Genomic DNA, 22,015 nt, shown 5'->3' on the forward strand with positions numbered 1-22,015 from the left:
CATGAAAACCAGATCGAATTGCGGTGTGATATTCACATCAGCCATGTACAAACGAAGTCTGCGGGTCGTTGGGCTGTGGGCTTTCATTGTCGCATTGTTTCTAAGCGCGGGGCCGTCAGCCGCGGATTTCAATTTGGAACCCGGCGACGAAGTGCGTGTATCTTTGACAGGCCTGGATGATTTATCCTTCGATGCAACAATTGACGTGCACGGGGACATCAATCTGAATTGGCTGGGGCATTTCAGGGCTCAAGGTCTGTCGTCCGAAGAGTTGGAGCAACTGGTTCGGCAGGACGCCGCCGGAAAGATCGTCAAGCAATACGACCTTCAGGGTGAAATCTACATTATCCAGCTGGATGGAGACGAGATTGAAATCGCGCGGACTGGGTACCGCCCGATCGTGATCGGCGGAGATGTGGCGCGAACGGGAATGATTGATTACCGACCGGCTATTACGGCGCGTGAGGCGGTTGCGTTGGCGGGCGGCGTTAGAAGTCAACTACTGACGGATGATGTGACGATTGATCCAATTCAATTGGTGCGCTACCAGACCACTTATGGTCAAGCCGCCGTTCAGCACGCTCAAGCCGTTGTTGAGGTCTGGCGCGCATCTACCGAACTGGCAAACAATTTGGATCTTGCCCCACCCAAACCCGAGGACGTGACCATTTCGCCAAAGGTTTTGCAGGAACTTCTGGCTGAACAGATTAAGATCCGGACCATTAACCGTGACAACGAAGCCGGCGAGCGTGCTTATTTCGAGAACGCGAAAAAGCAGGCCTCGGAAAGAATCAGAATTCTGGAGCAACAAAAGTCAGAGCTGGCCAAGGCTTTGGCCGCTGACGAAGAAGAAGAAGCGAGGGTCGTAAGCCTTGTAGATAAGGGTTTGGCCCCGGGTTCCAGGCTTGCCGACACGCGCCGTACCACAGTTCTTTCGGCCACACGTCTTCTGGACGTTGAAGAGGACTTGGCGACCACCGGGCTTATTTTGACTCGGCTTCGTCGAGATCAGGAGCAATATGAGCAAGAAAGGTCGCTACGATTGCTGCAAGAGCGCCGGACCGCAAGTCTTGCCATTCGGGATGCAGGTGTTCGCATGGATACCATCTCGAAGTACCTTGCGGGCGCTTCGAGCGAGATTGGCACAGAGTCGCTGATCAGCGATATTGATTACACCGTGGTGATTTTTCGGGTGGTGGACGGGCAACTTCAAACGCTCGCCGCTGAAAAGCTGACGGAACTTCTTCCTGGCGATAGTCTGGAGATATCCGTTCAAGAGATCATGACGGACGTTCCACTGACCGAATAGTTGTCCCAAGTGGCCCGCCATGATTTTGTTCCCTGATGGAAATCGGTTTGGCAATGTGAAGTAACGTTTGGCAGGCGTACGGCATGAAGCGTTTTAAAAATTTGATTCCTTACACGGCAGTGCGCTTCGCATCACTTATGGGATCGTCCCGAAGCCAAAGCGGAAGGCCGATATTTGTCGTATCGATGCCGCGCAGCGGTTCAAGTTGGATCGGCAGCTTGTTGGGTCTCGGCCCAGATATTCAGTACCTCAGAGAACCCTTCACGCGAACCTACGTGACACGGCACTCAGGTGAATCCATGGTAGAATTTGACATCGCGGCGCCACCGGAGATTTACCTTGACGTAAAACAGCGGATCCAGGCGGGTTCAGCGGCCTTCCGGCCCAGCGTGTTGGCTCATTTGTCGCAATGGCCGCCTTATTCCCACGGCCCAGCCCGAATGGTCATCAAAGAAGTGAATCCCTTTGCGTGCGGTTGGTTTTTTCAGGAATACAAGCCTGTTTTGATTTTCCTGACACGTCATCCGGCGGACATTGCGCTAAGCTTCCAGGAGCGTGGTTGGTGGGACGCAGGCGGCGACCAACTACGACGCTTGGAAGAGTTCGGACGGCGTGTTGCAAAATGTTGGTGCGCGGCAATCAACCATGCCGAAGGCCATGACCAGTTCCTGCATGTAAAATATGAGGATCTTTGCCTGGATACAGAAGGGGTTCTGGAAACCGTTTATGGGTTCTGCGGTCGCGAAATGAGCCCAAGTGTCCGGTCATCTGTACAAGAGCTGTCCTCGGCGACTGCCGACGACACAGAAAACCCATATGATATCCATAGGAACAGCCGAAAACAGGTCGATAAATGGCGTGACAAGTTGACCCAAGAGGAAGCAGAAGCTTTGTGCACCGGCTTTGAAAGCGTCCAGCTGCCCGACGCGTATTGCTACCAATTTGATCGCGGGTACGCGGCACAGAATGAAGATAGAGACGCCGCGTCTGGCTGATGAAACCTATGCTTCAGGTTTGCAAAAACGGAAATTGCTGAACCACGATCCGCAAAGACACAGTCTCACCTCAATATCGGGTCCGCGTAGTGCTTGACGTGTTTCATGTCGACGCGCGTTGCCACCAAAGCGGAAGGGCGGACGCCTGCGTTTTCCAGTTCGCGCATGGCTTGCAAAACTGAGTTTCTGTCTGTGCTGTTCCACCTTGCAAACAGGATAACCCTTTGTGAAATCTGGGACAGGTAGGCCGACTCCACAGATTTGAGAAGCGGCGGAGTATCCAACAAAATGACCTCGTATGAGTCCGAAAGAGAATACAGAAGGTTCAGGAACGCCGGTGAGCAAAAGAAATCTTCTACTGCCTTGGTGCGGACCTCATCATCCCTGGCGCCGATCAGGGGCAAAATGTCCAAGCCATCCTGTGGGGTCCCGACAATGAAGTCCTGCATGGACTGGGGTTCGTTTACCGCCTTCTTAAGAGCTTCGACCGAAAGCTGGGACAAATCCCTGTAGGTCGATGTGACGGTGTCGCAATCAATGATAAGGGTTCGATATCCTGCCTGGGCGCAACCCGAGCCGATTAGAAGCAGAGACGAGGTTTTCCCCTCATCAGGTAGTGCGGAAGCACCCGAATAGATGATGCAGGCTTCGTCCGAGATCCGTTGACCGGACTTCCCATCCAGGTTTTTGGAGAAAAATTCAGCAGCTTGCGGCGAAGTCGGAGAGGCGTCGTTTCTCAGGGTTCGCAAGCCGATATCACTACTGGCCAATAGCTTTCTGCCAAAATGTGACAGTTGGGGGTCGAATTTTCCATCATTCGTAAAGAAGGATTCAAAGGGTGGCTCGTCTTTGATTTCGGGCACAATTGCGGTCAGCTTAGTTCCGGTTGTGCTTTCGTACTCGAACGTAGTTCTCAGACGGTTTTGAACCAACTCTCTGAGAACGGTCCAGCACATACCGGCGAAGAACACAAAGAACAAAGCAACAATCGCAACCTGCGAGCGCTTCGGATCGGAATGATCAACGGAGACCCTGGCCGTTTCGATGATATGCGCGCCCGCATCCAAATAGTTGCCTTGTTCCGTCCGTCGGCCCAACTGCGAGACAAAGTCCCGATAGATCTCTTCAGCCACCAAAATTTCGTTTTCGATTCTCTTGGTGATGGAGTCGTGTTGAACTTGTTGAACCTGTTGTTCCCGCAACGTATCGATACGCAGGCTCAGCCCGGCAAGTTGCCCGTTCAGAACTTCGATTTTTTGCTCTGCGGCTGCCTGAGCTGCATCCAAGGCTTCCAGGTCACTTTGCAAGTCTGATTGCACAGATGAACCTTGCGGCAGTACTCCCAATTGCATTGCAAGCGCGACAGCTTCCTTATCCTTTCCATTACTTCTGAGGTTTTTAATGGCCGCAATGTCATCTTCGATAACGATCAGCTCATCCGTCGCCAGCTTTGCGCGTTTCTCCGCTTTGATCCGCTGCGCTTTGATCGTCGCATACTCGTCAGGCGTATAAGGGGTCTCAATCGAATGTGCTTCGAGATCCGAGCTCAGTTTGTTCAGGTCTTCACGAATTTGTCCAATCCGCGTCGCCAGCCATTCCTGAGATTGAAGAAGGTCGTCGCGCTTCATCTTCGTCAGAACTGTAAGATATTCGGACGCGAGACTGTTGGCGACATTCGCCGCTTTGTGCGGAGATTTTGCGGTAACCTGTATCTGGTAGACGGCAGACGTTTCGCCGATTTGTTCGATACTGCTGGATTTCAACAGGTTTTCGATGGTCGTTTCGCGAAGAAGTTCGGCTTCAGATTGTGTGCCGTCCCCTGCCGACCCGGTATCATTCCCGACACCAACAAGGCTGAGCGCGCCTTTGATAGCGCCGCGCAGCAACGCAACCGGCGACAGAGAAAAGCCGGTTTCCTCCCCGGAAAACTCCGGGTCGGAGGTCAGGTCCAAGCGATCAACAACATTTTCGATCAAATCGGTCGAGCGCAAAAGCTCAAGCTCGCTTTCCAGGGATGTCAGTGACAGCGGAAGCCCCGAGACCTGAGGGGTAAACTCGGTTTCCGTCTGGACGCGAGTTTCAATCATCACCTTCGCACTGGAGGTGTACTTCTTGTCAGCGGCATAGGTAAGAAGATAGGCTAGAACTGCCCCGCTAAAGCTGAAAAGCACAATCCAGAGAAAAGAACGTCTGATAGCCCATGCGACGTTCGACAGTACCCTAAGTTCCGGGTCACCGGTTGATGGCGCGCCTAACCCGGATAGCTCTACATCCAAACCTCTGCGGTACTGATCGGTCATAACAAAATAAACACTCGAAAAAAGGACTATTGCGAACATAGGCCCTGGACGGCTTTTTCAACAGAGAAAACTGCACTAGACGGCGACAATGTGCTAGGATCTAGTGGATTGGTTTGGAAAATGGTGGTTATGTGGCCGTGATCACCTGGTTTGGAGTGAATTTGACTAAAGACTGAGTATTTGGATTTAACCTTACATTTAGAATCGCTGCGCTTGGTTATTGTTGTTTGTACCCAGCTATTTTGCTGGGAGGTTTGTGGGATCTGTAGGGATGAATAAGACAATTGACATGCGATTACCGCATATTCTTGTCGGAGGAATGCCCGTCGCTCTTGCAAGCGACGAACAGCTTAATGCGGCGATGCTTGAAGATGTCGAACGTCGTAAAAGCGGAAGTTTACATCGCGCAGTAACGGTTTTTGATTCCAATGCACACGCGATCTCTTCTTATGCGAGCGATGAGCGCTTTGCGAAGGTGATCAACTCGGCGGACATCGTCCACGCGGATGGCCAAATCGTCGTTTGGGCATCGAAGATATCCCACAACGGACCAGGAATCCCAGAGCGCACGGCAACAACCGACTTCATCCATACGGCCGCTAAAATGGCGCAAGAGCACGGGTTGAGCTTTTATCTGCTGGGTGGAGTGGAAGACATCAATCGCCACTGCGCTGAAAAGCTGGTTGAACTTTACCCCGGGTTGAAAATCGCGGGCAGGCGAAACGGCTATTTCAGTGATGCTGAGGAAGACGATATTGTCGCCGACATCAATGCCAGCGGTGCCGATATTTTGTGGGTTGGTCTGGGCAAACCCAAAGAGCAGTATTTTTCCGCCCGGATCGCGCCAAAACTGGAACATTGCGCCTGGGTTGTTACCTGCGGAGGGTGCTTTCACTACGTCGTTGGGGATTATCCCCGCGCGCCGCTTTGGATGCAGAATTTTGGGTTAGAGTGGGTTCATCGCATTGCAACGGGTCCAAGGTATCTTTTCACAAGGTATCTGGTGACTGTGCCGCATGCGTTGAGCATCGTTTTGAAGAAGGATGTATCAAGACTGTTTTCGCGCCGCTGAGGGCAGTTGGTTGTTGTTTTGTATGGTCTGAAAGGTGCGGCACGTCACGAGTTCAAAAGGTATTTTTTGTGTTTATCATTGATTTTCTTAGACGTTTTTTGATCGACATTCCGGCGGAAGGGGTCCGGATATCCCTATTTCGTGCGTTTGCCTGGCACGAGTGTCATGTGTCATTGGCGCTGGCATCGGTTAGACCGGTCAACGGGATAGTTTCAAGAAAGATGGGCGTTGTTGGGTATGATCAGCGCAGGTGCCATCGTTTGACGGTGCGAAATGCGCATGGCTCTTCCATCACCAACAGAGGTGGATAACGCATGAGTGTTTCAAATACGGTCCAGTTGGCCGGCGATCTTCGCATCAACCAAGTAGTCAGAATGACAAAGCGTGTTCTTGGCGCCCGGTTTTTAAATGACGAAGATTTCATGCCCCGAATTTCGCCTGAACAGGGGAAGCATCTGGCCGATCTGGCGCGTCGTGCCCGGGGCGACATTAACACGCCCATTCTGGTGTTGGGAGTTATGCCAAGATCGGGCACAAATTTTGTTCGCGACCTTGTGTCAAAACACCCGGATGTTTCAGCCGACCCCGGCAGACTTTACGAATTCCCTTTGCTGCACGCAGCAGGAGACGCAGCCGCATTCACCCGTGACTTTCTGCGGTATTTTCCAAGAAACGAAGAAGTTATGGGAAAGTACGACGTTCTGGCCATGCTCGCCGGGGCCTGGTTTCGCGAATTGCAGGCGCAAGACGATGCGAAGCACATTTTGCTGAAATGCCCGCACGTTCAGGATCTGACCCTCGCACGCTATATCTTTCCCGACGCAAAAATCATTTTGTGCCTGAGAGATGGGCGTGACGTGGTGGAATCGTCACTTAAGACGTTCTCGCGGTATTCGTTGACCAGTAAGAACTTTCGCCAACTGGCCGATGAATGGCGCCTTGGGACCGAGGCGATCATGACTTTTGATGACACCGGCAAAAACGCAAATTCAGACACGATGATCGTCAGATACGAAGACGTCGTCGCAGATACGCATGAAAATGTTCGCAGATTGCTGTCCCATATCGGATTGGCCGAGGACCGTTATCCCTGGGACGAGATCGACAAAATGCCCGTCCGTGGTTCGTCGCGGTCGAAAGTTTCGAATGATGACCGGTGGAAACCCGAAGAAAAATCGGCGGATTTCAACCCGGTAAAGCGCTGGGCATCCTGGTCGGACGCAAAAATAGCCCGGTTTGACAGGCTGGCGGGTAACGCGCTGGAGCTGGCTGGTTATGAACGCTGATCTGCGAAAGCACTCCCATCCTCATATTGCAATTTGCATTGCCACATATCTGCGACCTCAGGGGCTTCGCTCATTGATCGAAAGTCTCAATGCGCAAAAACTTGAGAAGAAGACCGTGCGTGTCACAATGGTGATTGTTGATAATGCGCCGGAGGCAACCGCAAAGGACACATTGGGCGACATACAGAATTTAACCAAATGGCCGGTTTGCTATGTTGTCGAACATGCGCGTGGAATTGTATCCGCGCGCAATCGGGCGCTGGCGGAAGCACCGCAAGACGCTGACTACATCGCCTTTCTGGATGATGATGAATCCGTGTCAGCGCATTGGTTGGAACAGATGCTTGAAACGGTAGTGCTGCCCGATACTGTCGCGGTTCAGGGGCCGGTAGAGCCAAAATACCGGAAGGATCCGCCGGGCTGGGTTGACGCATTGAATCTGTTCCGAATGGGGCCTTACGAACAAGGGACACGCCTGAATTCGGCTGCCACCAATAACTCCCTCGTTGATGCGAGTGTTGTCCGCAAGCTTGGGATCTGGTTTGATCCACGTTTCAACATCACCGGCGGTGAGGACGAAGAGTTCTTCACGAGGGTGCGCGAAGCCGGGGGTACAATCCGGGCGTCGTCGGACGCCTTGGTCTGGGACGACGTCCCCGAAAACCGGACTTCAATGCGCTGGCTTGCACGGCGCTGGTTCCGAAAGGGCAACACGCTGGGTCGCATCGCACTGATCCATCGCCGTGGGGTTGTGATGCGCGCCATCAAAGGATTTGGCGCTATTGGCTGGGGCTGTCTGATCTGTGTTTGTTTGGGGTTTGGTTCAAGTGCCAGGTGGCACCGCGGCGTGTTGGAAATCTTTCGCGGATTGGGGATGCTAGCGGCTCTTTTGCGGTTCGACTTCGCCGAGTACAGCGCGTCGGCAGTTCAGGTTGACCGGGTTGGGGGGCGATGACATGGAGCAAAAGTCTGCACTCCGGTTCTCGATCATTATCCCGGCTCGGAACATGGAGCGGTTCATCGAGGAGACGCTGAAAAGCGTCTGCCAGCAAACCATGTCAGACTTCGAAGTCCTTTGCATTGATGACGGGTCGATTGACGGCACTCGGGACATTCTGGAAAGGTTTGCTGGAAAGGATGACCGTATCCTGCCGATTTCAGGACCGGCCAAAGGGGTCAGTGCAGCCCGAAATCTTGGCTTACGAATGGCAAAGGGCCAACTGCTTTTGTTTCTCGACGCGGATGATGTTTTGCATCCTCAGGCGTTGGACAGATTCAGTGCAGCCCTGACTGACCCGCATGTGGTCGGTGCGGTGGCCGGTGTGCAGCGCATCAACATGGATGGTGAGGAGCTGCGGGGGGCAGACAACCGCTTACTTGTCCCTCAGCACGATCAACTAGCCGCTTTGCTGCGAAAAAACTTCATCGTAAATGGCGGGGCGCTGGCTCTTCGTGCGGAAATTGCGCGGCAGTCCGGGGGATTTGACGAAAGTCTCACGAATGGTGAGGACTGGGAGTTTTGGTGCCGCGTCGCGCTGATCGGTCCGTTTGCCGTGGTCGCAGGGCCCGCGCTATTGTTTTATCGTCAGGTCGCAAGCGGTGCCAACTACATGACTCGTGGTCCGGTGTTTTCCCGCCGAGTTCCGTGCATCGACAAAGTCGCCGACAATCCGGCGATGCAACAAGAGTTCGGATCGCGCTTGCGACGTCTGCTGCGGGCCAGGCAAATTGACGTGTTCTGGACCGGCGTCAGAAATCAATACCAGTACGGGCGCAAACCAACCGCGCTCGTTGAAGGGCTGTGCGGAATGCTTATGTACCCAGATAGCCTGTTTCGCCCTAAATTGATCTGGCGGTTCGTTCGCAGCCTGGATCGACGAGTTTAGGTCTGACGAGAGTGTACGAAAGACCCGTGCGGAGGATAAAGGCAATGGCGCTGTCACGACGCATGCTGTTGAAGCAGGGAACCGCGTTAGCGGTTTTTGCGCCGTTTGCCAGTTGTCTCGGCGCCTCTGCGGCCTCGGGTGAAACGCAAGACAGCATCATTGGGTTTGCGGGTGGCAATATGGTGCACATAACGGTTCTGGATACAGCTTTTGATCTTGCCGAACCCGTTGCCGTTTCCGACACGGACCGCGTGAAATGGTCCCCGGATCCCTGGAACCCATTTGGGTCCGCGGGTCAGCTGAACGGTCGGTCAGGGTGCTTTTCGGGTGACATGAACCTGACCGAACCTCAGCTGTTCATACCGTGGCCGGAGGTTGTCCCACAAAGCCGTCGCAGCGGATTTCGGCAAGGAAAGAAAGCGCGCCAGAAGCTCGCCCTGGCAGACCAGCCTAAGAATTGGCGCATCACGATCAATGGAGAGCCCGCCCAGATCGTAGCGCTTTACCGCAAATCAACACCGATCGGCACGCGGGCGGTCGCGGTCAGACGATGGGAAAGCAGCAAGCGGCACTATATGACGTTCGAGCTGGATCGCGCTGTGCCTGACGGTGCGCTTGTCACGCTTGAGGGGCCTTCGGTTCCGCTGACCGAACGACGTCGCGAGCCCCAGGTATTCAGCGAGGCCATCCATGTTTGTCAGGCCGGGTATCCGCTGACCGGTCCCAAGATCGGATATGTCGGCAGCTGGTGGGGTCACGACAAAGACGGTCGCACCGGCAGCACTGACGCGCTGTTGTCACAAGGCACGGGCTGGAGTCTGATTTCAGCGGAAGACGGTTCCGTGTTGAAGTCCGGGCAGTTGGCATTGGCAAAATCCGTCGGGGAACCGCATCAAAAAGGCGCAAACTTCAACGGCTGCGATATATACGAGGCCGACTTTTCGAATATCGAACGCGCCGGGCAATACTATCTGCATGTTGAAGGTTTCGGGCGTTCGTTTCCATTCGAGGTGTCACCTCGGCCCTATGAAAACGCACTGAGGCTGGCCGCGCGTTGGTATTTTCACCAAAGATCAGGCTGCGAGATCGCTGAGCCCTATGGTGAAGGCAGGACGCGCCCGCGCAATGGCCATCCCGACGACGGGCTGACCGTTTGGCAAACCCAAGTGACCATAGGCCAGACAATCGAAGGGTACGCCAAAGCCGACGCGTTCAAATTGCTGTCCGAGTATGCAGCAGCGCATCCGGCCAACGGTTCGGCTGATCAGGATGCGATGGCCGCCAACCCGGACGCATGGGGTGGCTGGCATGACGCCGGAGACTGGGATCGACGCATCCAGCATATGGATGTCGTCTACCACATGGCGGATATAATAGAGACCTTTGAACACACCCGTTCGTTGTCCCTTAACCTGCCGGAAAGTGGCAAGCCGTTCGCTGACCCTGTTGTTGCTGCCAAAAAGAACGATCTGGATTTGGGCGATGGGGAAACGGTTCTGCCAGATCTCATTCACGAGGCACTTTGGGGGGCCTCGGTGTGGCGCAGAACGCAAGGTGACGATGGCGCGATCATCGGCGGGGTCGAATATTCAAGCAGCGGCATTATCGGGTCGGTCTCGTGGAATCCGGTTCAGACAACCTACGCCTACGGCGCCGAAGACTGGGCCGCCTTCCGTTTCGCCTTTGGAGCGGCAAAACTGGGCCATGTGATCAAGACGGTTTGTGGCGATGCCGTTTTGGGTGACGCCCTCATCAATGAAGCCGTCCGTGCCTGGCATTGGGCAGAGAGCCAGCCGGTGCCTGCCCAGGATCAGGCGGGAAACAATCGCGATAGTGTGCAACGGGCGCGCATCGCTTCGGCGGCGGTTGTTTTCCGCGCAAGCGGGGATGAGACCGCCCGTGTTTTGTTCGAAGACAACAATCCTTTTGCACCGCAATCCGACAACCCGATCAAAGCGATCGTGGCAGAGAGGTATCCCAACTCGTACCTCGAATATGTTCTGGCGTCCCGCGAAGGACGCCCGTCAAACGCGAAAATCGTTGCGGCAATTGAAGGATGGATCAAATACCGTGCCCTGCAATTGAAACGCATGGGACGCGATTTCGGGTTGCACACAACTGCAACCTATCCGTGGAGCCGGGCCTGGATGCGGTTTGGGCCGGGCTCGAACTGGCGTGCCAGTCAGTGGATGATGTACTACGCCGCAAGGGGCGAATTGCCGACCGAAATATCCAACGCTGCCATTGAGGGGATGTGGTTTGGCCTGGGCTGTAACCCAGCCAACGTTTCACTCGTTCAGGGCCTCGGAAAGCGGGATTTCGCGGACCCGTTGATGACCGAAAGGTTTGGGGCGGCCACTATTCCCGGTCAGATCAGCTTTGGCGTAACCGGGGGAAAGATGCATGAATGGGAACTCAGAAAGGTTCGTGGTTCGATTTATCCGACGAACCAGGAAGACTGGCCTGTTTATGCCCAGATTTTTGAAAGCCGGAGTATCGTGATTTCAGCCGAACATGGTATGAAGTCCAACGCCCTTGAGTGGTTGATTGCCTGCGCGCTGGCGACCGCGCAAGAACGCTGATGTGATCCCTTATCACAAACTCAAAGGTCCCCCTTTCACCAACCTCCTGCATTGACTATGTGTAGCTGAACGCCAGCGGAGCGTCGCCGGCCCTTGATGTCTGCCTTGAACAACCGGGAGCGCGCCAATGTTGTTTCTCCGTCCGGCACTTGTTGCATTTTGCGTATTCGCATTGCCTGCAATTGCTATGGCACAGACCGCAGCGACTGCTTTGGAAAGCCTTCAAATCGAGCTGAATACGGTTCAGGACGTCGAAAACGCCTGCAGATTGACCTTTGTGGTGGAAAACCAAACCGGGACGGCCATTGATGAGGCCAGCTTTGAGACTGTGATATTTGACGCTTCTGGCAGCGTGGTCAGACTGTCACTTTTCAACTTTCGCGACTTACCCGTAGATCGCCCGCGAGTACGACAGTTCGATTTGCCGGGTATGGGCTGCATTGCAGTCGGACGCGCCCTGATCAATGGCACAAACACCTGCAAGGTGGCCGGAGCAGAGAGTTCGATATGTGAGGACGGGCTAAAATTGCGAAGCCGAACAGATGTGGAGTTGATTGGATGAGCCCCTTTGAAGCGCTGCGCGAAATCCTTGATCTGGGCGGGCCGGTTGTTGCCATCCTGATCGCGATGTCCGTGGTGACCGTTGCGGTCACGCTCTACAAACTCTGGCAATTTGCGGCCTCTGGCGTCGGGCGCCACCGGGTATTGTCCGAGGCGCTTGCGGCCTGGGATGCGGGCGATCCGCAAACCGCCCACGCGCGCCTGGCCCAAAGCCGCAGCTATCTTGCCCCGTTGGTGCAGGTCGCGATGGAAGCCCCGGATACGCCTGGTCTGGACCAACGGCTGGATGCCGAGGCCGGTCTGGCGCTTGCAGGGCTTGAGCGTGGGTTCCGGATGTTGGACACGGTGGCACAGCTTGCGCCGCTACTGGGCCTGTTTGGCACGGTTCTGGGGATGATTGAGGCGTTTCAGAGCCTGCAATCCGCCGGATCATCTGTTGACCCATCACTGCTTGCCGGCGGCATCTGGGTCGCCCTTTTGACAACGGCTGTAGGGCTGGCTGTGGCGATGCCGACCTCGATGCTGCTGTCCTGGTTCGAAAGCCGCACAGCGCGTGAGCGGGTGTTTGCAGACAAGGCGCTGCGCACGATTTTGGTGCCAGGGCAGGCCGTTCCGCAGGCTGACGATACACGGGCAATGGCGACCGCGCCCGGACATGCGTAACGTCGCACCCTTTGTCCGGCGCCCTTTGTCGATGACCCCCCTCATCGACGTAATTTTCCTGCTGTTGCTGTTCTTCATGCTGTCGTCGACCTTCTCCAAATATGGTGAGATCGAGCTGAGCAACGCAGTAGGCGGCAATGCGACTTCGGATACACCGACCGAGCGGTTGTTCCTGCAACTGGGATCGGAACGGCTGATCCTGAACGGGCAGCCGGTTTCGCTTGCGGATCTGGAAACGCAACTGGAGTCTGGGCAGGTGCTGGTCAGTTTGGACGCAGATACGACGGCGCAGCGCGTCATAGATGTTCTGGTCCGGTTGCGCGGGCGTGACGGGCTAAGCATTCTGGTGCTGGAATGATCAAGTACAGACGCCCCAAACGCAACCGCGACTCGACGATTGCGTTGATCAACGTCGTTTTCCTGATGCTGATCTTTTTCCTGCTCACCGGCACGCTGGCCCCGCCGCTGGATCCGGATCTTAAGCTGGTGAACACGTCAGACCTTGAAGGGCGCGAACCGCCCGATGCGCTGATCCTGCACGCAGATGGCACGCTGAGCTTTCGCGGAGAACCAACCGACCCCGAAACGCATATGCGTGACCAAGGGGCCGAGGCTGTACGCATTGTTCCCGACCGAAACGCACCGGGTCCCCGTTTGATCGAGGTGACAGGTGCGTTGCGCCGCCTGGGCGCATCATCTGTCTTTGTTGTGACCGAGAAGGCCCTGGAATGATCCGGCGCTCGGCCATGATAGCGGCAGCGGCTATTCTGGTGTCGCTTTTCCTGCACCTGATGGGGCTGAGCGTGACCGGGCAGCGGCTTGCGGAAGGCACGCCAGATGGTCAGGCGAATGAATCAATAGAGCTAAGCACGACGTTCGAGGACCTTGCCGGGGTCGTCGCCGAGCCGGTTGAACCTGAACCGGCCGAAGCACCCGAACCCCCGGTTGAAACGCCGCCCGAGGAACCGGAAATCCCGGTCAGCGAGGCGCTTGTTGCGTCTGAAAACCCGCAGGAGGTTTACGCGCCTGATATCGGCGAGGCGGAGGTGGTTCAGTCGATTGCGACGGAACCGGTCGAGCCGGATGTGGCCGATACCGAAAACACCGCCGAAGAGGATGCCGCCGCCAGCGATGATGCAAATGAAACCCCGCCGGTCGAGGCCGAAACAGCGGCAGAAGTCACTGAAGGAAACCCCGAAGCAGACATTGCCGAGCCGGAGGTCGCGACCGAGATCCAGCCCGTGGCCCCTGCTCCACAGGAGTTGGCGGCATTGCCGATCACTCCGTCGCCCGAGGCTGCGATCCCCGTGGTTCCGTTGGAAGCCGAGGCGATTGATCCTGACGATCCGGTTGAACCGACCGAACAGGATGCAGCCGAAGACGGGACAGAGCTGGCCGTGACGTCCTCGATCCGGCCGCAGCGCGCCGATCGCCAGCCGACGCCGGAACGGCGTGGCGTGCTGAATGGCGCGCGGGACTTCAGCGAGTTGCAGTTCCCGACAGAAGAGGTTGAATCGCCGCTGTATGCCTATAGGCGCGAAGGGTTGGATGCATTCACATCCGGCAGCAGCGGCAGCCGCTCGGGTGGGCGCGGTCCTGGGAATTCGGACACAACCAACTATGCCGGTGAGGTTCTGGTTCACCTGAACCGCGCGCCACCGATTTTTGTAGCGGCCCGGGGGTTTGCCAAAGTGTTTTTCGAGATCAATCCCGATGGCACCCTGGCCTGGGTCGATGTCATCGACAGTTCCGGATCGTCCGAGGTTGACCGGGCTGCACGGGCGCAGGTACAGGCGGCCTCGCCCTTTCCGCTGCCGCCGGGTGGGGTCAGCCGCAAACTGTCCTTCTTCTACACCAGCAATTGACCCGGGGCCGGTCCGCAGGACATCATTTCTTTTCGAAGAACAGGATAACTTCGCCCAATCGCACACCGTAACGCGAGACATAGGCCCGGTTCAGCAGGCGATCATCCTCTAGCAGCCACATCCAATCATCGAAATTGACCCGCATGGTGCCTTCTTTGATTGGCAGGTCGATCTTGTACTTCCAGTTGAACGTATCGCCGCGCTCAACCCCGCTGGCGGTTCCCAGTACGCCGGGGGCGGTGCCTGTCCAGGTGTCCGCGCCGGTTTTGGTCAACGTCCAGATACGTTGCTCGGTCGCGCCATCGTCATAGACGAAGTCCTCAACCAGAGTCAGGGTTTCGCCATCCCACGTTCCGTCGATATCCACCGTAAAGCGGCGCGGAACGTTGCCCAAAACATCCTGAAACTGGCCATAGGCGACGGTCTTACCCTCAAAGAACTCTTCAAGGTTTAACTGCCGGTCAGATAGAAAGGTCTTGGGAATGCGCGGTTTAGCTGAACAGGCAGTCAGAACCGCCAGTCCGGCGACTGCCAGACCCGCAACAAGGACACGGCGCGAGATCATTGTACTGGCCTTTGCTCTGCGTCCGCATCATAGCCGTTTGAACCGGGGACATGAGCGGATTTGACCTCGGGCGCGGGGCGCATCGTGGCGATCAGCTCTGCGACCTTAATGCCGAACTTGCGCATCTCAGATCGGTTCATGATCACACCGTTTTCGGTCAGATACATCCAGTCGGTTACATCCAACGTGTGCCCACCGGCGTCCTTGGGCAAAATGATGCGGTAGGTCAGTTTGACGGTTGATCCCGAAATCGTTCCATGGCCTTCGCCGACGATGTCGTCAGCCGTGGCGGTAAACGTATTGCCAGTGCCCAGCGTCAGAAACCATTTGCGTGTCATTTGCTTGCCGTTGGAATAGGTGAAGTATTCGGCCAGCGTGCCGGTGTTGCCATCCCATTTCCCAACCATGCGGGCGACAAAGCTGTTAGACATCTTGCCATTCGGTCCATAGATCAGACCTTCTGACAGGATCTCTCCGTTCAGGACCTCTTTCATTTTGAACGCTGGTCCTGTGCCTGTGTAGTCGTCCGGCGATTGCGCCCGAAAGCTCAGGAACCGGTTCTTGGCAATAAACAGAGCGAGGGCGGCGAGCAGTAAAACAACAAGCGTTTTCATTTGGCTGAGACCTCCGTTGGCAGCGTCAAGACCATGCCAAACGCGCCGAGTTTCAGGATGCAGGGAAGCACCGCATAAGCTAGGTTGAGTGTGTCCAAGGCTTGTGCGGAATTCGATTGACCGGGTGCAAAGCCGCTGCGTTCAAGCAGGGGCAGTGTGAAAAAGGCAGCAAGCGCAAGCCCAAGCTTGCCTGCAAAGGACCAGATACCGAACGCGGCTGAGGCATTCAGGCCAGCGCGGGTCAAAACGACCGAAAACATGGCAGGCAGAACTACCATGTCGGCCCCGAGCGCCGCGCCAGAGGCAAGGCAGATCAAGGCAAAGCCCAGCAGTTCGCCTGATGGCAACATCGCCGCCCCGATAAAGCTGGCAATGGACAGTGGCATGGCGATGATCAGAGTCTGTTTCGGCCCAATTCGGTTGCTGAGCTTAGCCCAAAGCGGCACACTGGCGCCGGCGCTGAGGAAGAACAGGATCAGCAACGGACCCGCCTTGCCCGGCAGTTGCAGCCTGTCTTCGACGAAGAACAGAAACAGGGTCGAAGTGATGGCGACTGGCAGGCTGTTGACCAGGGCCAGCGCCAAAAGGCGCAGTGCCCCGGCCTGACCCAGCCCGGCGAAAGACAGGCCCTCGCCAGTAATAGGCGTGCGCCGCCACATCGGGAAAGTCACTGCAATGGTCATAATGGATAGAACACCCAGGAACAGTCCAAAGGCGGGGTACCCCTGCGCGCCGGCCCCCAAAGCGACGAACAGGGCAGGGGCGCTGGCGGCAATGACAACACCTGCCAATTGTCCACCTTCACGGAAGGCTGCCAGTGTCATCAACTCTTTGGCGTCTGGTGTCTTGGCCAGCGTGGCGCTGCGCCCATACAGCAGAATGGTACCAAGGCTGTAGGCCGAAAACAGCAGGATCAGGATAAGGACCAGCGATGTTACGCTCGCGCCCTCGGGCAGGGCAAAAAGCAGCGGAAAGCCAACTGCCAACCCCGCGGCGGCAATGGCGGCAAAGGCCAACTGACCACTCGGCCATCGGTCAATTGCCCAGCCAATCAGCGGGTCCTGCACCAGATCCACAAGCCGGATCACCAGCAACACCGTTCCAATCACGCCGAGACTGATCCCAAGGTTCACGGAGGCAAAGCGCGGCAAGTGGATATAGAGGGGAATACCCGCCGCCGCGAGCATCAGCGCATAGAAGCTGACCCGTGGATACAGCATCATTGCCCCTTCAACTGGCGCGTAAAGCTTGCCGATCTGGTATTGTCGCCAAGAAAGATCGACATGAATGTCTTTTTGATGCCCTGCCCGGTCAGGGTGCAGGTTTTGCGCCCGTTGAGCCAGAAACCAACCTTGTTTGGCCCATCCGAGACAGCCAGATAAACATCACCTTTGCTGACGGCCTCAAAGCACTGTCCCAGATTAGCCTGTGTCAGCCCGCTGTTGCCCTGCCGTGTCATTTCATCAAGCGTGGATTCGATCAGAGCCTTCTGCTTGATGTTCTTGCGGTAGGTCAGCTGCAACCCGAAATCCTCACTCCAGCTGAACGGGGCGCCACCGGGCGTAAACAGCTTGGCGTCATAGATGGGCAGGCCCAGATAACGGAACGTCGCGGATCCGCGCAGCTCGGCATTTGGCAACTCATTCGTCACAGCTGATGCTGCTAGCTCGCCGGGGGCCAGCAAAGCCAGTGACAGAAACGCAGCGCGCCAGATCGCGTTATTCGGCCGGGACACGGATGACCGGATCTTTTTCAAGAACGCCATTGTCAGCTCCGTTGGATAGAGGGGCAGCTTTCAGCCGTTCGACGACATGCATCGCGCTGGCAATCCCGTCTTCGTGAAAACCGTGCCGGTTATATGCGCCTGCAAACCAGGTTTTGTTCTGCCCCTGCATTTCGCGAATTTGACCTTGGGCCTTCAGGGCTGCCTGATCAAACACCGGATGGGCGAATTCGACTTCGTCATAAACTTTGTCTTCCGGAATATCTGCCGAGACGTTGAGCGTAACAAACATCGGATCGCTGTCCGGAATGTTCTGCAACCGGTTCATCCAGTAGGTGACGCCGACATTTCCGGCCTGGGAACGATAAGTCCAGCTGGACCAGCAGGCGCGTCTTTTGGGCATCTGGCCGGGATCGCAATGCAAAACGGCCTTGTTAGGCTGATATTTGATCGATCCCAGCGCCGCCCGTTCCTCAGTCGTTGCGCTGTCACCCAGTATAGCCAATGACTGATCGGAATGGGTGGCCAGAATGATCTCATCATACAGATCCGCCTGACCCTCGCTGTGTACTGTCACGCCCAGTTCATTCCGCTGAATGTGCTGGACGGGTGAGGCGACGCGGATCTCGCTGCCGCGAGCGCGCAAGGCGGCCTCGATCCTGCGAACATATTCGATGCTGCCACCTTTGACTGTCCACCATTGGTGTTGTTTGGCCCGATCGCCAGCCAGCAATGCATGGTTCTGGAAAAACTGTACCAGTGACCGTGCGGGAAAGCGGTCAATGAACTCAACAGGGGTGGACCAGATTGCTCCACACATGGGCATCAGGTAGTTGTGGCGGAACCAGTGGCCCAGTCTCAGTTGATCAATCAGTTCCCCAATCGTGGTGTCATCGTCCTTGGCAGCCTCTGGCGCCTCTTTGCCAAAGCGCAAGATGTCTGAGATCATCTTGTAATAGGCCGGGCGCATCAGGTTGCGTTTTTGCGCCGTCAGGGTTCGCAGATTGTTTAGGCCATATTCGAGGCGACCATTGTCGATGGTGGCGCCAAAGCTCATCTCGCTTTTGATGACCGGCACGTGCAATTCATCGAACAGCTTGGTGAGGTTGGGGTAGGTGGAATAGTTGAATACGATAAAACCGGTGTCGACCGGTTGATCACCGTTTCTACCTGCCATCACCGTCCGGGCATGGCCGCCCAGTCGTGGCTCGGCCTCATAGACCGTTACGTCATTGTCTTCTGACAGGTAGTAAGCTGCGGATAGACCTGAAATGCCTGCACCTACAATTGCGATTTTCTTGCGTACGCCCCTTGGTTCGTCGAACATGTGATCCTCTTAGTGCGACATTTTAAAAGAGATTACGCATCAGATGTGGATACGGATCAATCTGGCTGGACTTTTTTTGAACGTGCGTTACTTCGTAAAGTCTGGCCCGATTTTTGATGCGTTCACGTGATCCATCTTTGTCGCTGGCCCGTAAATTCCCTAACATGTCTGAAACAACACGAAACCAATGTCCGGGCCATGTGTACCCGACAGTTCGAATGGCCCACGCATGAGCAGTTTTGACGGAAAAACCTATTGGATTGTGGGCGCCAGCGAGGGGTTAGGCCGGTCCGTGGCCGAAGCGCTGAGCCGTCAGGGGGCAAACCTGGTCCTGTCTGCCCGCAATGCGGCGCGGCTGGTCGAGATTTGTGAAACTCTGCCGAATGCGCGAATAGTACCCTTTGACGTAACTGACCTTGATGCTGTTCGCCGCGCCGTGACAGAGGTCGGCGAGGTGGACGGTCTGGTCTACAACGCCGGTGCCTATGAACCGATGAGGTCCGCCGATTGGGACACCGAGACCGTTCTGTCCATGACTGACGTGAATTACCTTGGCGCGCTACGCGTGTTGGGTGAGACGGTGCCGGGTTTTGTGCGTTTGGGCCGGGGTGACATAACGCTGATCGGGTCTTTGTCCGGCTATCGCGGGCTTCCGGCTGCGGTTGGGTATGCAGCGAGCAAGGCAGCGCTGGTCTCATTGGCTGAAACGATGCGATTTGATCTGTCAGGTACGGGGGTAACCGTGCGGATCGTCAATCCAGGCTTCATTAAGACCCGCCTGACTGAAAAGAACACTTTCAAGATGCCGATGCTGATGACACCCGAGGACGCGGCGGACCGGGTGGTCAGGGCGATGTCGCGCCGCCGGTTCCGCACCGATTTCCCGGCGCCGTTTTCCTGGGTGATCCGTTTGCTGGATTACCTGCCGGATTGGCTGGTTTACCGAGGAAAATAGACTCTAATCAGATATTTTAACCAAACTGCCCATGGCCTGATCCAGCCGCGACACCAGCCCGCGCCCAAATCGCCGCGCCAAACTTGCACGCGGCTGGCCCAGCAGATCGCCGATCTGGCGCAGGCCCAGTCGATTTAGTTGTGCGACTACCTGATCCTCAAGCCGCAGTGCTGCGATGGGCAGGGGGCTGAGCGCGCCATAGGACTGCCCCGGCGCGGCAATGCGTGCGCCATCGCCCAGGGCCATCACCTGCGGCGCGGCCCCGCCCTTGATCCAGTGCCGCCGTTTTGCCTGCGCGCGCGGGTGGCGCGGGCTTCCAGGCTGATGGCGTCGCCGTTGCGATCCGATGTGGCCTCGTGCCCCGCATAGCGTGCCAGTGCCCAAGCTGCGCCCAGCGTGTCGGCAATGCCCATCTGCACGCTCAGTCCCATATCGGCGCAGTCGGTTTCGATCACGCTCAGCAGCGCTGCCTCGGCCGGGGCATTGCGATGCCGCGTGATCAGGGTCGCGCACATGGCATGGGCGTCACGCACCGGCTGACCCACGCGCAGCCCGGCGGTCTGCGCTTCTGCGTTCAGCGACGTAATCACCTGCATGTTTGACTGTTCCGCAACCACGGCCAAAGGGCCAGCATGCAGCCCCCGCGCAGCACGGATCAGCCGTTCAGCCTCCAGACGAGGGAACCACAATGAGAGTATTCGGCGTTTTGGCATCGGCAGACATTAAATGTTCTTACTTTGTTCTTATCGCAGAATCACCTACCGAGTCGAGAGCGACCCAGCCGAAAAAGGCGGTGATCAAGTTGCAATTTGCCCTATGGCCTGATTCAAATTTTCCAGCCAATGGGCGCAGTTCACCCTCGTTCAGGATTTTATAAAAGAGATGATTTTCTATCGCGCGGCACTTCTTTCCGTTTCATTGCTTGTGATCTGGGGAGCGGTATGTACCGCGAAGATTGCGGCAGAAAGTGCCCCGCCGACGAGGGGTCCTATCGGAAATCCGCTTGAGCGTTTTCAGGAATGTGAAGATTGCCCCGAAATGATCGTCATGCCTCCCGGTTCATTCATGATGGGGGCCATCCCCGGTGAGTCCCGCAATCCTTTCACGTTTTACGGCAAGGACGGCTATCTTGGCGTGCGTGGGCCAGATGAGATCAACATCATCCCCAGCGAACACCCTCGCCATCGGGTAAAGATGGATATTCTCTATGCGATTGGTCGCAATGAAGTTACGCATGCGGAATGGATGGCCTGCGTTGACGCCGGAGGGTGCTCACATGTGCCAGAGCACAGTGTGCAAACGCTATACGGGCAAGTGACCCTGGGCACTGACCACCCCGTGATTAATGTGTCGTATCTGGATGCGCTGGAATATACGGCGTGGTTGAACTCGCTGGTTGGCGAGGAAGTTTATCGTTTACCAACCGAGGCAGAATGGGAATACGCCGCCCGCGCCGGGACGGAAACTAGGTTCGCGCAAGGGGACGAACTGACTGCTGATCAGGCGAACTTTTCGAGAAGGGCGACAGAGCATCTGCGCGGGCGCGAAGTATCACTGCCTGCGCTCAAGAACCGACGAATTCCGGTGCCGGTTGAAGACCTCGATGCAGCCAATGCGTGGGGTGTTCGCCATATGGCGGGCAATGTTGATGAGATTACCCTGTCTTGCTGGACGGAAGAGCATTTAGGTTTGCCAACAAGTAGTGCCTACCTGTCTCTCTCAAAACAGCAAAGTTCTTGCGAACGCGTGGTCGCCAAAGGCGGGGCGTTCAATACCGCCATGGATGGGTTGCGTCCAGCGTCTCGTATTCGCCCGACTTTGGATCGCAGGAGACCTTACCCAGGTATTCGGGTTGTTCGCATCTTTGAAGTGGAGAAGTAAAGAAATCCGTTCAGAGCTGATGAGGCACTGCCAAAATGTGTACTACCCGCAGGTCAGGCGTTGAATGATACCTGATCCATTCACAAAAACATTCAGCCGGTCGATGCGATAATCCTGTGTGGCAAGGTCATCGGGGCCCAGAACGCGCGACCGTTCCGGCAACTGCGCCTGAATGGTCGAAACGGGTTGGCCGATAGAATCGGCAAAGTCTTCGCCCAGGCAAAAGGCCAGATCAACCGGCGCGGCTTCGGGCGGGGTCGGGTTGTCCTCGGGTACGGGCGCTGTTTCGGCGCAGGCTGCCAGCAGGGCCAGCGCGGGCAAAAATCGGTGCATTGGCGTTTCTCCTTCTGACAATGTCGTTACTGCAATATCAAACAATTAGCCAACCTGTCACCAAAGCGCAGTTGAAAACGCCCTGCAATTAACGCAGG

23 protein-coding genes are annotated in these 22,015 nt (G+C 56.2%); 14 read left to right on the forward strand and 9 right to left on the reverse strand.

The window, feature by feature from the left end; translation table 11 throughout:
• Position 1 precedes the first annotated feature (1 nt).
• Together GOW16_RS05290 and GOW16_RS05295 are read left to right on the forward strand one after the other, a co-directional pair.
• Positions 2–1,309, forward strand: a complete 1,308-nt coding sequence (locus GOW16_RS05290) for a polysaccharide biosynthesis/export family protein (protein ID WP_170411367.1) — start codon at positions 2–4, stop codon at positions 1,307–1,309.
• A gap of 137 nt (positions 1,310–1,446) precedes the next feature.
• Entirely contained in the window at positions 1,447–2,304 is an 858-nt protein-coding gene (locus GOW16_RS05295) for a sulfotransferase family protein (RefSeq protein ID WP_302478047.1), read from the forward strand.
• Positions 2,305–2,369: 65 nt separating this feature from the next.
• Here GOW16_RS05295 and GOW16_RS05300 read toward each other — a convergent pair whose 3' ends face one another.
• Positions 2,370–4,604 (reverse strand): exopolysaccharide transport family protein, encoded by a 2,235-nt coding sequence (locus GOW16_RS05300; RefSeq protein ID WP_170411374.1) that lies wholly within the window; start codon positions 4,602–4,604, stop codon positions 2,370–2,372.
• A 256-nt stretch (positions 4,605–4,860) separates the two neighbouring features.
• Between GOW16_RS05300 and GOW16_RS05305 the strand changes: the two genes are divergently transcribed.
• The 10 genes from GOW16_RS05305 to GOW16_RS05350 all read left to right on the forward strand — a co-directional run bounded on the left by GOW16_RS05305 (position 4,861) and on the right by GOW16_RS05350 (position 14,519).
• Positions 4,861–5,676, forward strand: coding sequence for a WecB/TagA/CpsF family glycosyltransferase (locus tag GOW16_RS05305; protein ID WP_217354516.1), 816 nt, complete (start codon positions 4,861–4,863; stop codon positions 5,674–5,676).
• Positions 5,677–6,050: 374 nt separating this feature from the next.
• On the forward strand, positions 6,051–6,962 hold the full coding sequence (locus GOW16_RS05310) for a sulfotransferase family protein (RefSeq protein ID WP_170411377.1): 912 nt from the start codon (positions 6,051–6,053) through the stop codon (positions 6,960–6,962).
• A complete protein-coding gene (locus tag GOW16_RS05315) occupies positions 6,952–7,917 on the forward strand; it encodes a glycosyltransferase family 2 protein (RefSeq protein ID WP_170411380.1) in 966 nt (321 codons plus the stop codon). The genes GOW16_RS05310 and GOW16_RS05315 overlap by 11 nt, the downstream gene beginning before the upstream one ends.
• Position 7,918: 1 nt before the next feature.
• Complete coding sequence (locus GOW16_RS05320) at positions 7,919–8,848, forward strand: glycosyltransferase (RefSeq protein ID WP_170411383.1); 930 nt, start codon at positions 7,919–7,921, stop codon at positions 8,846–8,848.
• Between the two features lie 44 nt (positions 8,849–8,892).
• A complete protein-coding gene (locus GOW16_RS05325) occupies positions 8,893–11,430 on the forward strand; it encodes a glycoside hydrolase family 9 protein (protein WP_170411386.1) in 2,538 nt (845 codons plus the stop codon).
• A gap of 127 nt (positions 11,431–11,557) precedes the next feature.
• Positions 11,558–11,992: a hypothetical protein gene (locus GOW16_RS05330; protein WP_170411389.1), complete on the forward strand. Its 435-nt coding sequence runs from the start codon at positions 11,558–11,560 to the stop codon at positions 11,990–11,992.
• Positions 11,989–12,654, forward strand: coding sequence for a MotA/TolQ/ExbB proton channel family protein (locus tag GOW16_RS05335; protein WP_170411392.1), 666 nt, complete (start codon positions 11,989–11,991; stop codon positions 12,652–12,654). The genes GOW16_RS05330 and GOW16_RS05335 overlap by 4 nt, the downstream gene beginning before the upstream one ends.
• Before the next feature lie 31 nt (positions 12,655–12,685).
• On the forward strand, positions 12,686–13,012 hold the full coding sequence (locus GOW16_RS05340) for an ExbD/TolR family protein (RefSeq protein ID WP_170411395.1): 327 nt from the start codon (positions 12,686–12,688) through the stop codon (positions 13,010–13,012).
• Complete coding sequence (locus GOW16_RS05345; protein WP_170411398.1) at positions 13,009–13,386, forward strand: ExbD/TolR family protein; 378 nt, start codon at positions 13,009–13,011, stop codon at positions 13,384–13,386. The genes GOW16_RS05340 and GOW16_RS05345 overlap by 4 nt, the downstream gene beginning before the upstream one ends.
• Positions 13,383–14,519, forward strand: coding sequence for an energy transducer TonB family protein (locus GOW16_RS05350; RefSeq protein WP_170411400.1), 1,137 nt, complete (start codon positions 13,383–13,385; stop codon positions 14,517–14,519). The genes GOW16_RS05345 and GOW16_RS05350 overlap by 4 nt, the downstream gene beginning before the upstream one ends.
• A 22-nt stretch (positions 14,520–14,541) precedes the next feature.
• Here the strand turns inward: GOW16_RS05350 and GOW16_RS05355 are convergent, their stop codons facing one another.
• From GOW16_RS05355 to GOW16_RS05375, 5 genes are read right to left on the reverse strand one after another with little or no spacing between them, the layout of a single operon-like run.
• Positions 14,542–15,084, reverse strand: coding sequence for a DUF3833 domain-containing protein (locus tag GOW16_RS05355; RefSeq protein ID WP_170411402.1), 543 nt, complete (start codon positions 15,082–15,084; stop codon positions 14,542–14,544).
• The gene (locus tag GOW16_RS05360; protein WP_170411404.1) at positions 15,081–15,698 is read right to left on the reverse strand and encodes a DUF3833 domain-containing protein; all 618 of its coding nucleotides are present in this window, start codon (positions 15,696–15,698) and stop codon (positions 15,081–15,083) included. The genes GOW16_RS05355 and GOW16_RS05360 overlap by 4 nt, the downstream gene beginning before the upstream one ends.
• Positions 15,695–16,918: an MFS transporter gene (locus GOW16_RS05365; RefSeq protein WP_170411406.1), complete on the reverse strand. Its 1,224-nt coding sequence runs from the start codon at positions 16,916–16,918 to the stop codon at positions 15,695–15,697. The genes GOW16_RS05360 and GOW16_RS05365 overlap by 4 nt, the downstream gene beginning before the upstream one ends.
• Complete coding sequence (locus GOW16_RS05370) at positions 16,918–17,463, reverse strand: hypothetical protein (protein WP_170411408.1); 546 nt, start codon at positions 17,461–17,463, stop codon at positions 16,918–16,920. Before GOW16_RS05370 ends, GOW16_RS05365 begins: the two co-directional genes overlap by 1 nt.
• Positions 17,417–18,748: an NAD(P)/FAD-dependent oxidoreductase gene (locus GOW16_RS05375; RefSeq protein ID WP_170411410.1), complete on the reverse strand. Its 1,332-nt coding sequence runs from the start codon at positions 18,746–18,748 to the stop codon at positions 17,417–17,419. Before GOW16_RS05375 ends, GOW16_RS05370 begins: the two co-directional genes overlap by 47 nt.
• A 229-nt stretch (positions 18,749–18,977) precedes the next feature.
• Between GOW16_RS05375 and GOW16_RS05380 the strand changes: the two genes are divergently transcribed.
• Positions 18,978–19,703: an SDR family NAD(P)-dependent oxidoreductase gene (locus GOW16_RS05380; protein WP_170411413.1), complete on the forward strand. Its 726-nt coding sequence runs from the start codon at positions 18,978–18,980 to the stop codon at positions 19,701–19,703.
• A 3-nt stretch (positions 19,704–19,706) separates the two neighbouring features.
• Here GOW16_RS05380 and GOW16_RS23145 read toward each other — a convergent pair whose 3' ends face one another.
• Positions 19,707–19,949: a hypothetical protein gene (locus GOW16_RS23145; protein WP_438826262.1), complete on the reverse strand. Its 243-nt coding sequence runs from the start codon at positions 19,947–19,949 to the stop codon at positions 19,707–19,709.
• Positions 19,949–20,416 (reverse strand): hypothetical protein, encoded by a 468-nt coding sequence (locus tag GOW16_RS05385; protein WP_438826263.1) that lies wholly within the window; start codon positions 20,414–20,416, stop codon positions 19,949–19,951. The genes GOW16_RS23145 and GOW16_RS05385 overlap by 1 nt, the downstream gene beginning before the upstream one ends.
• Before the next feature lie 325 nt (positions 20,417–20,741).
• Between GOW16_RS05385 and GOW16_RS05390 the strand changes: the two genes are divergently transcribed.
• A complete protein-coding gene (locus GOW16_RS05390) occupies positions 20,742–21,584 on the forward strand; it encodes a formylglycine-generating enzyme family protein (protein ID WP_170411416.1) in 843 nt (280 codons plus the stop codon).
• A 42-nt stretch (positions 21,585–21,626) separates the two neighbouring features.
• Here GOW16_RS05390 and GOW16_RS05395 read toward each other — a convergent pair whose 3' ends face one another.
• Positions 21,627–21,917 carry an I78 family peptidase inhibitor gene (locus tag GOW16_RS05395; protein ID WP_170411418.1) on the reverse strand — a complete coding sequence of 97 codons (291 nt, stop codon included), beginning with the start codon at positions 21,915–21,917 and terminating at the stop codon, positions 21,627–21,629.
• Positions 21,918–22,015 lie beyond the last annotated feature (98 nt).

The sequence above is a fragment of the Ruegeria atlantica genome, assembly GCF_013033965.1.
Classification (GTDB): domain Bacteria; phylum Pseudomonadota; class Alphaproteobacteria; order Rhodobacterales; family Rhodobacteraceae; genus Ruegeria; species Ruegeria atlantica_D.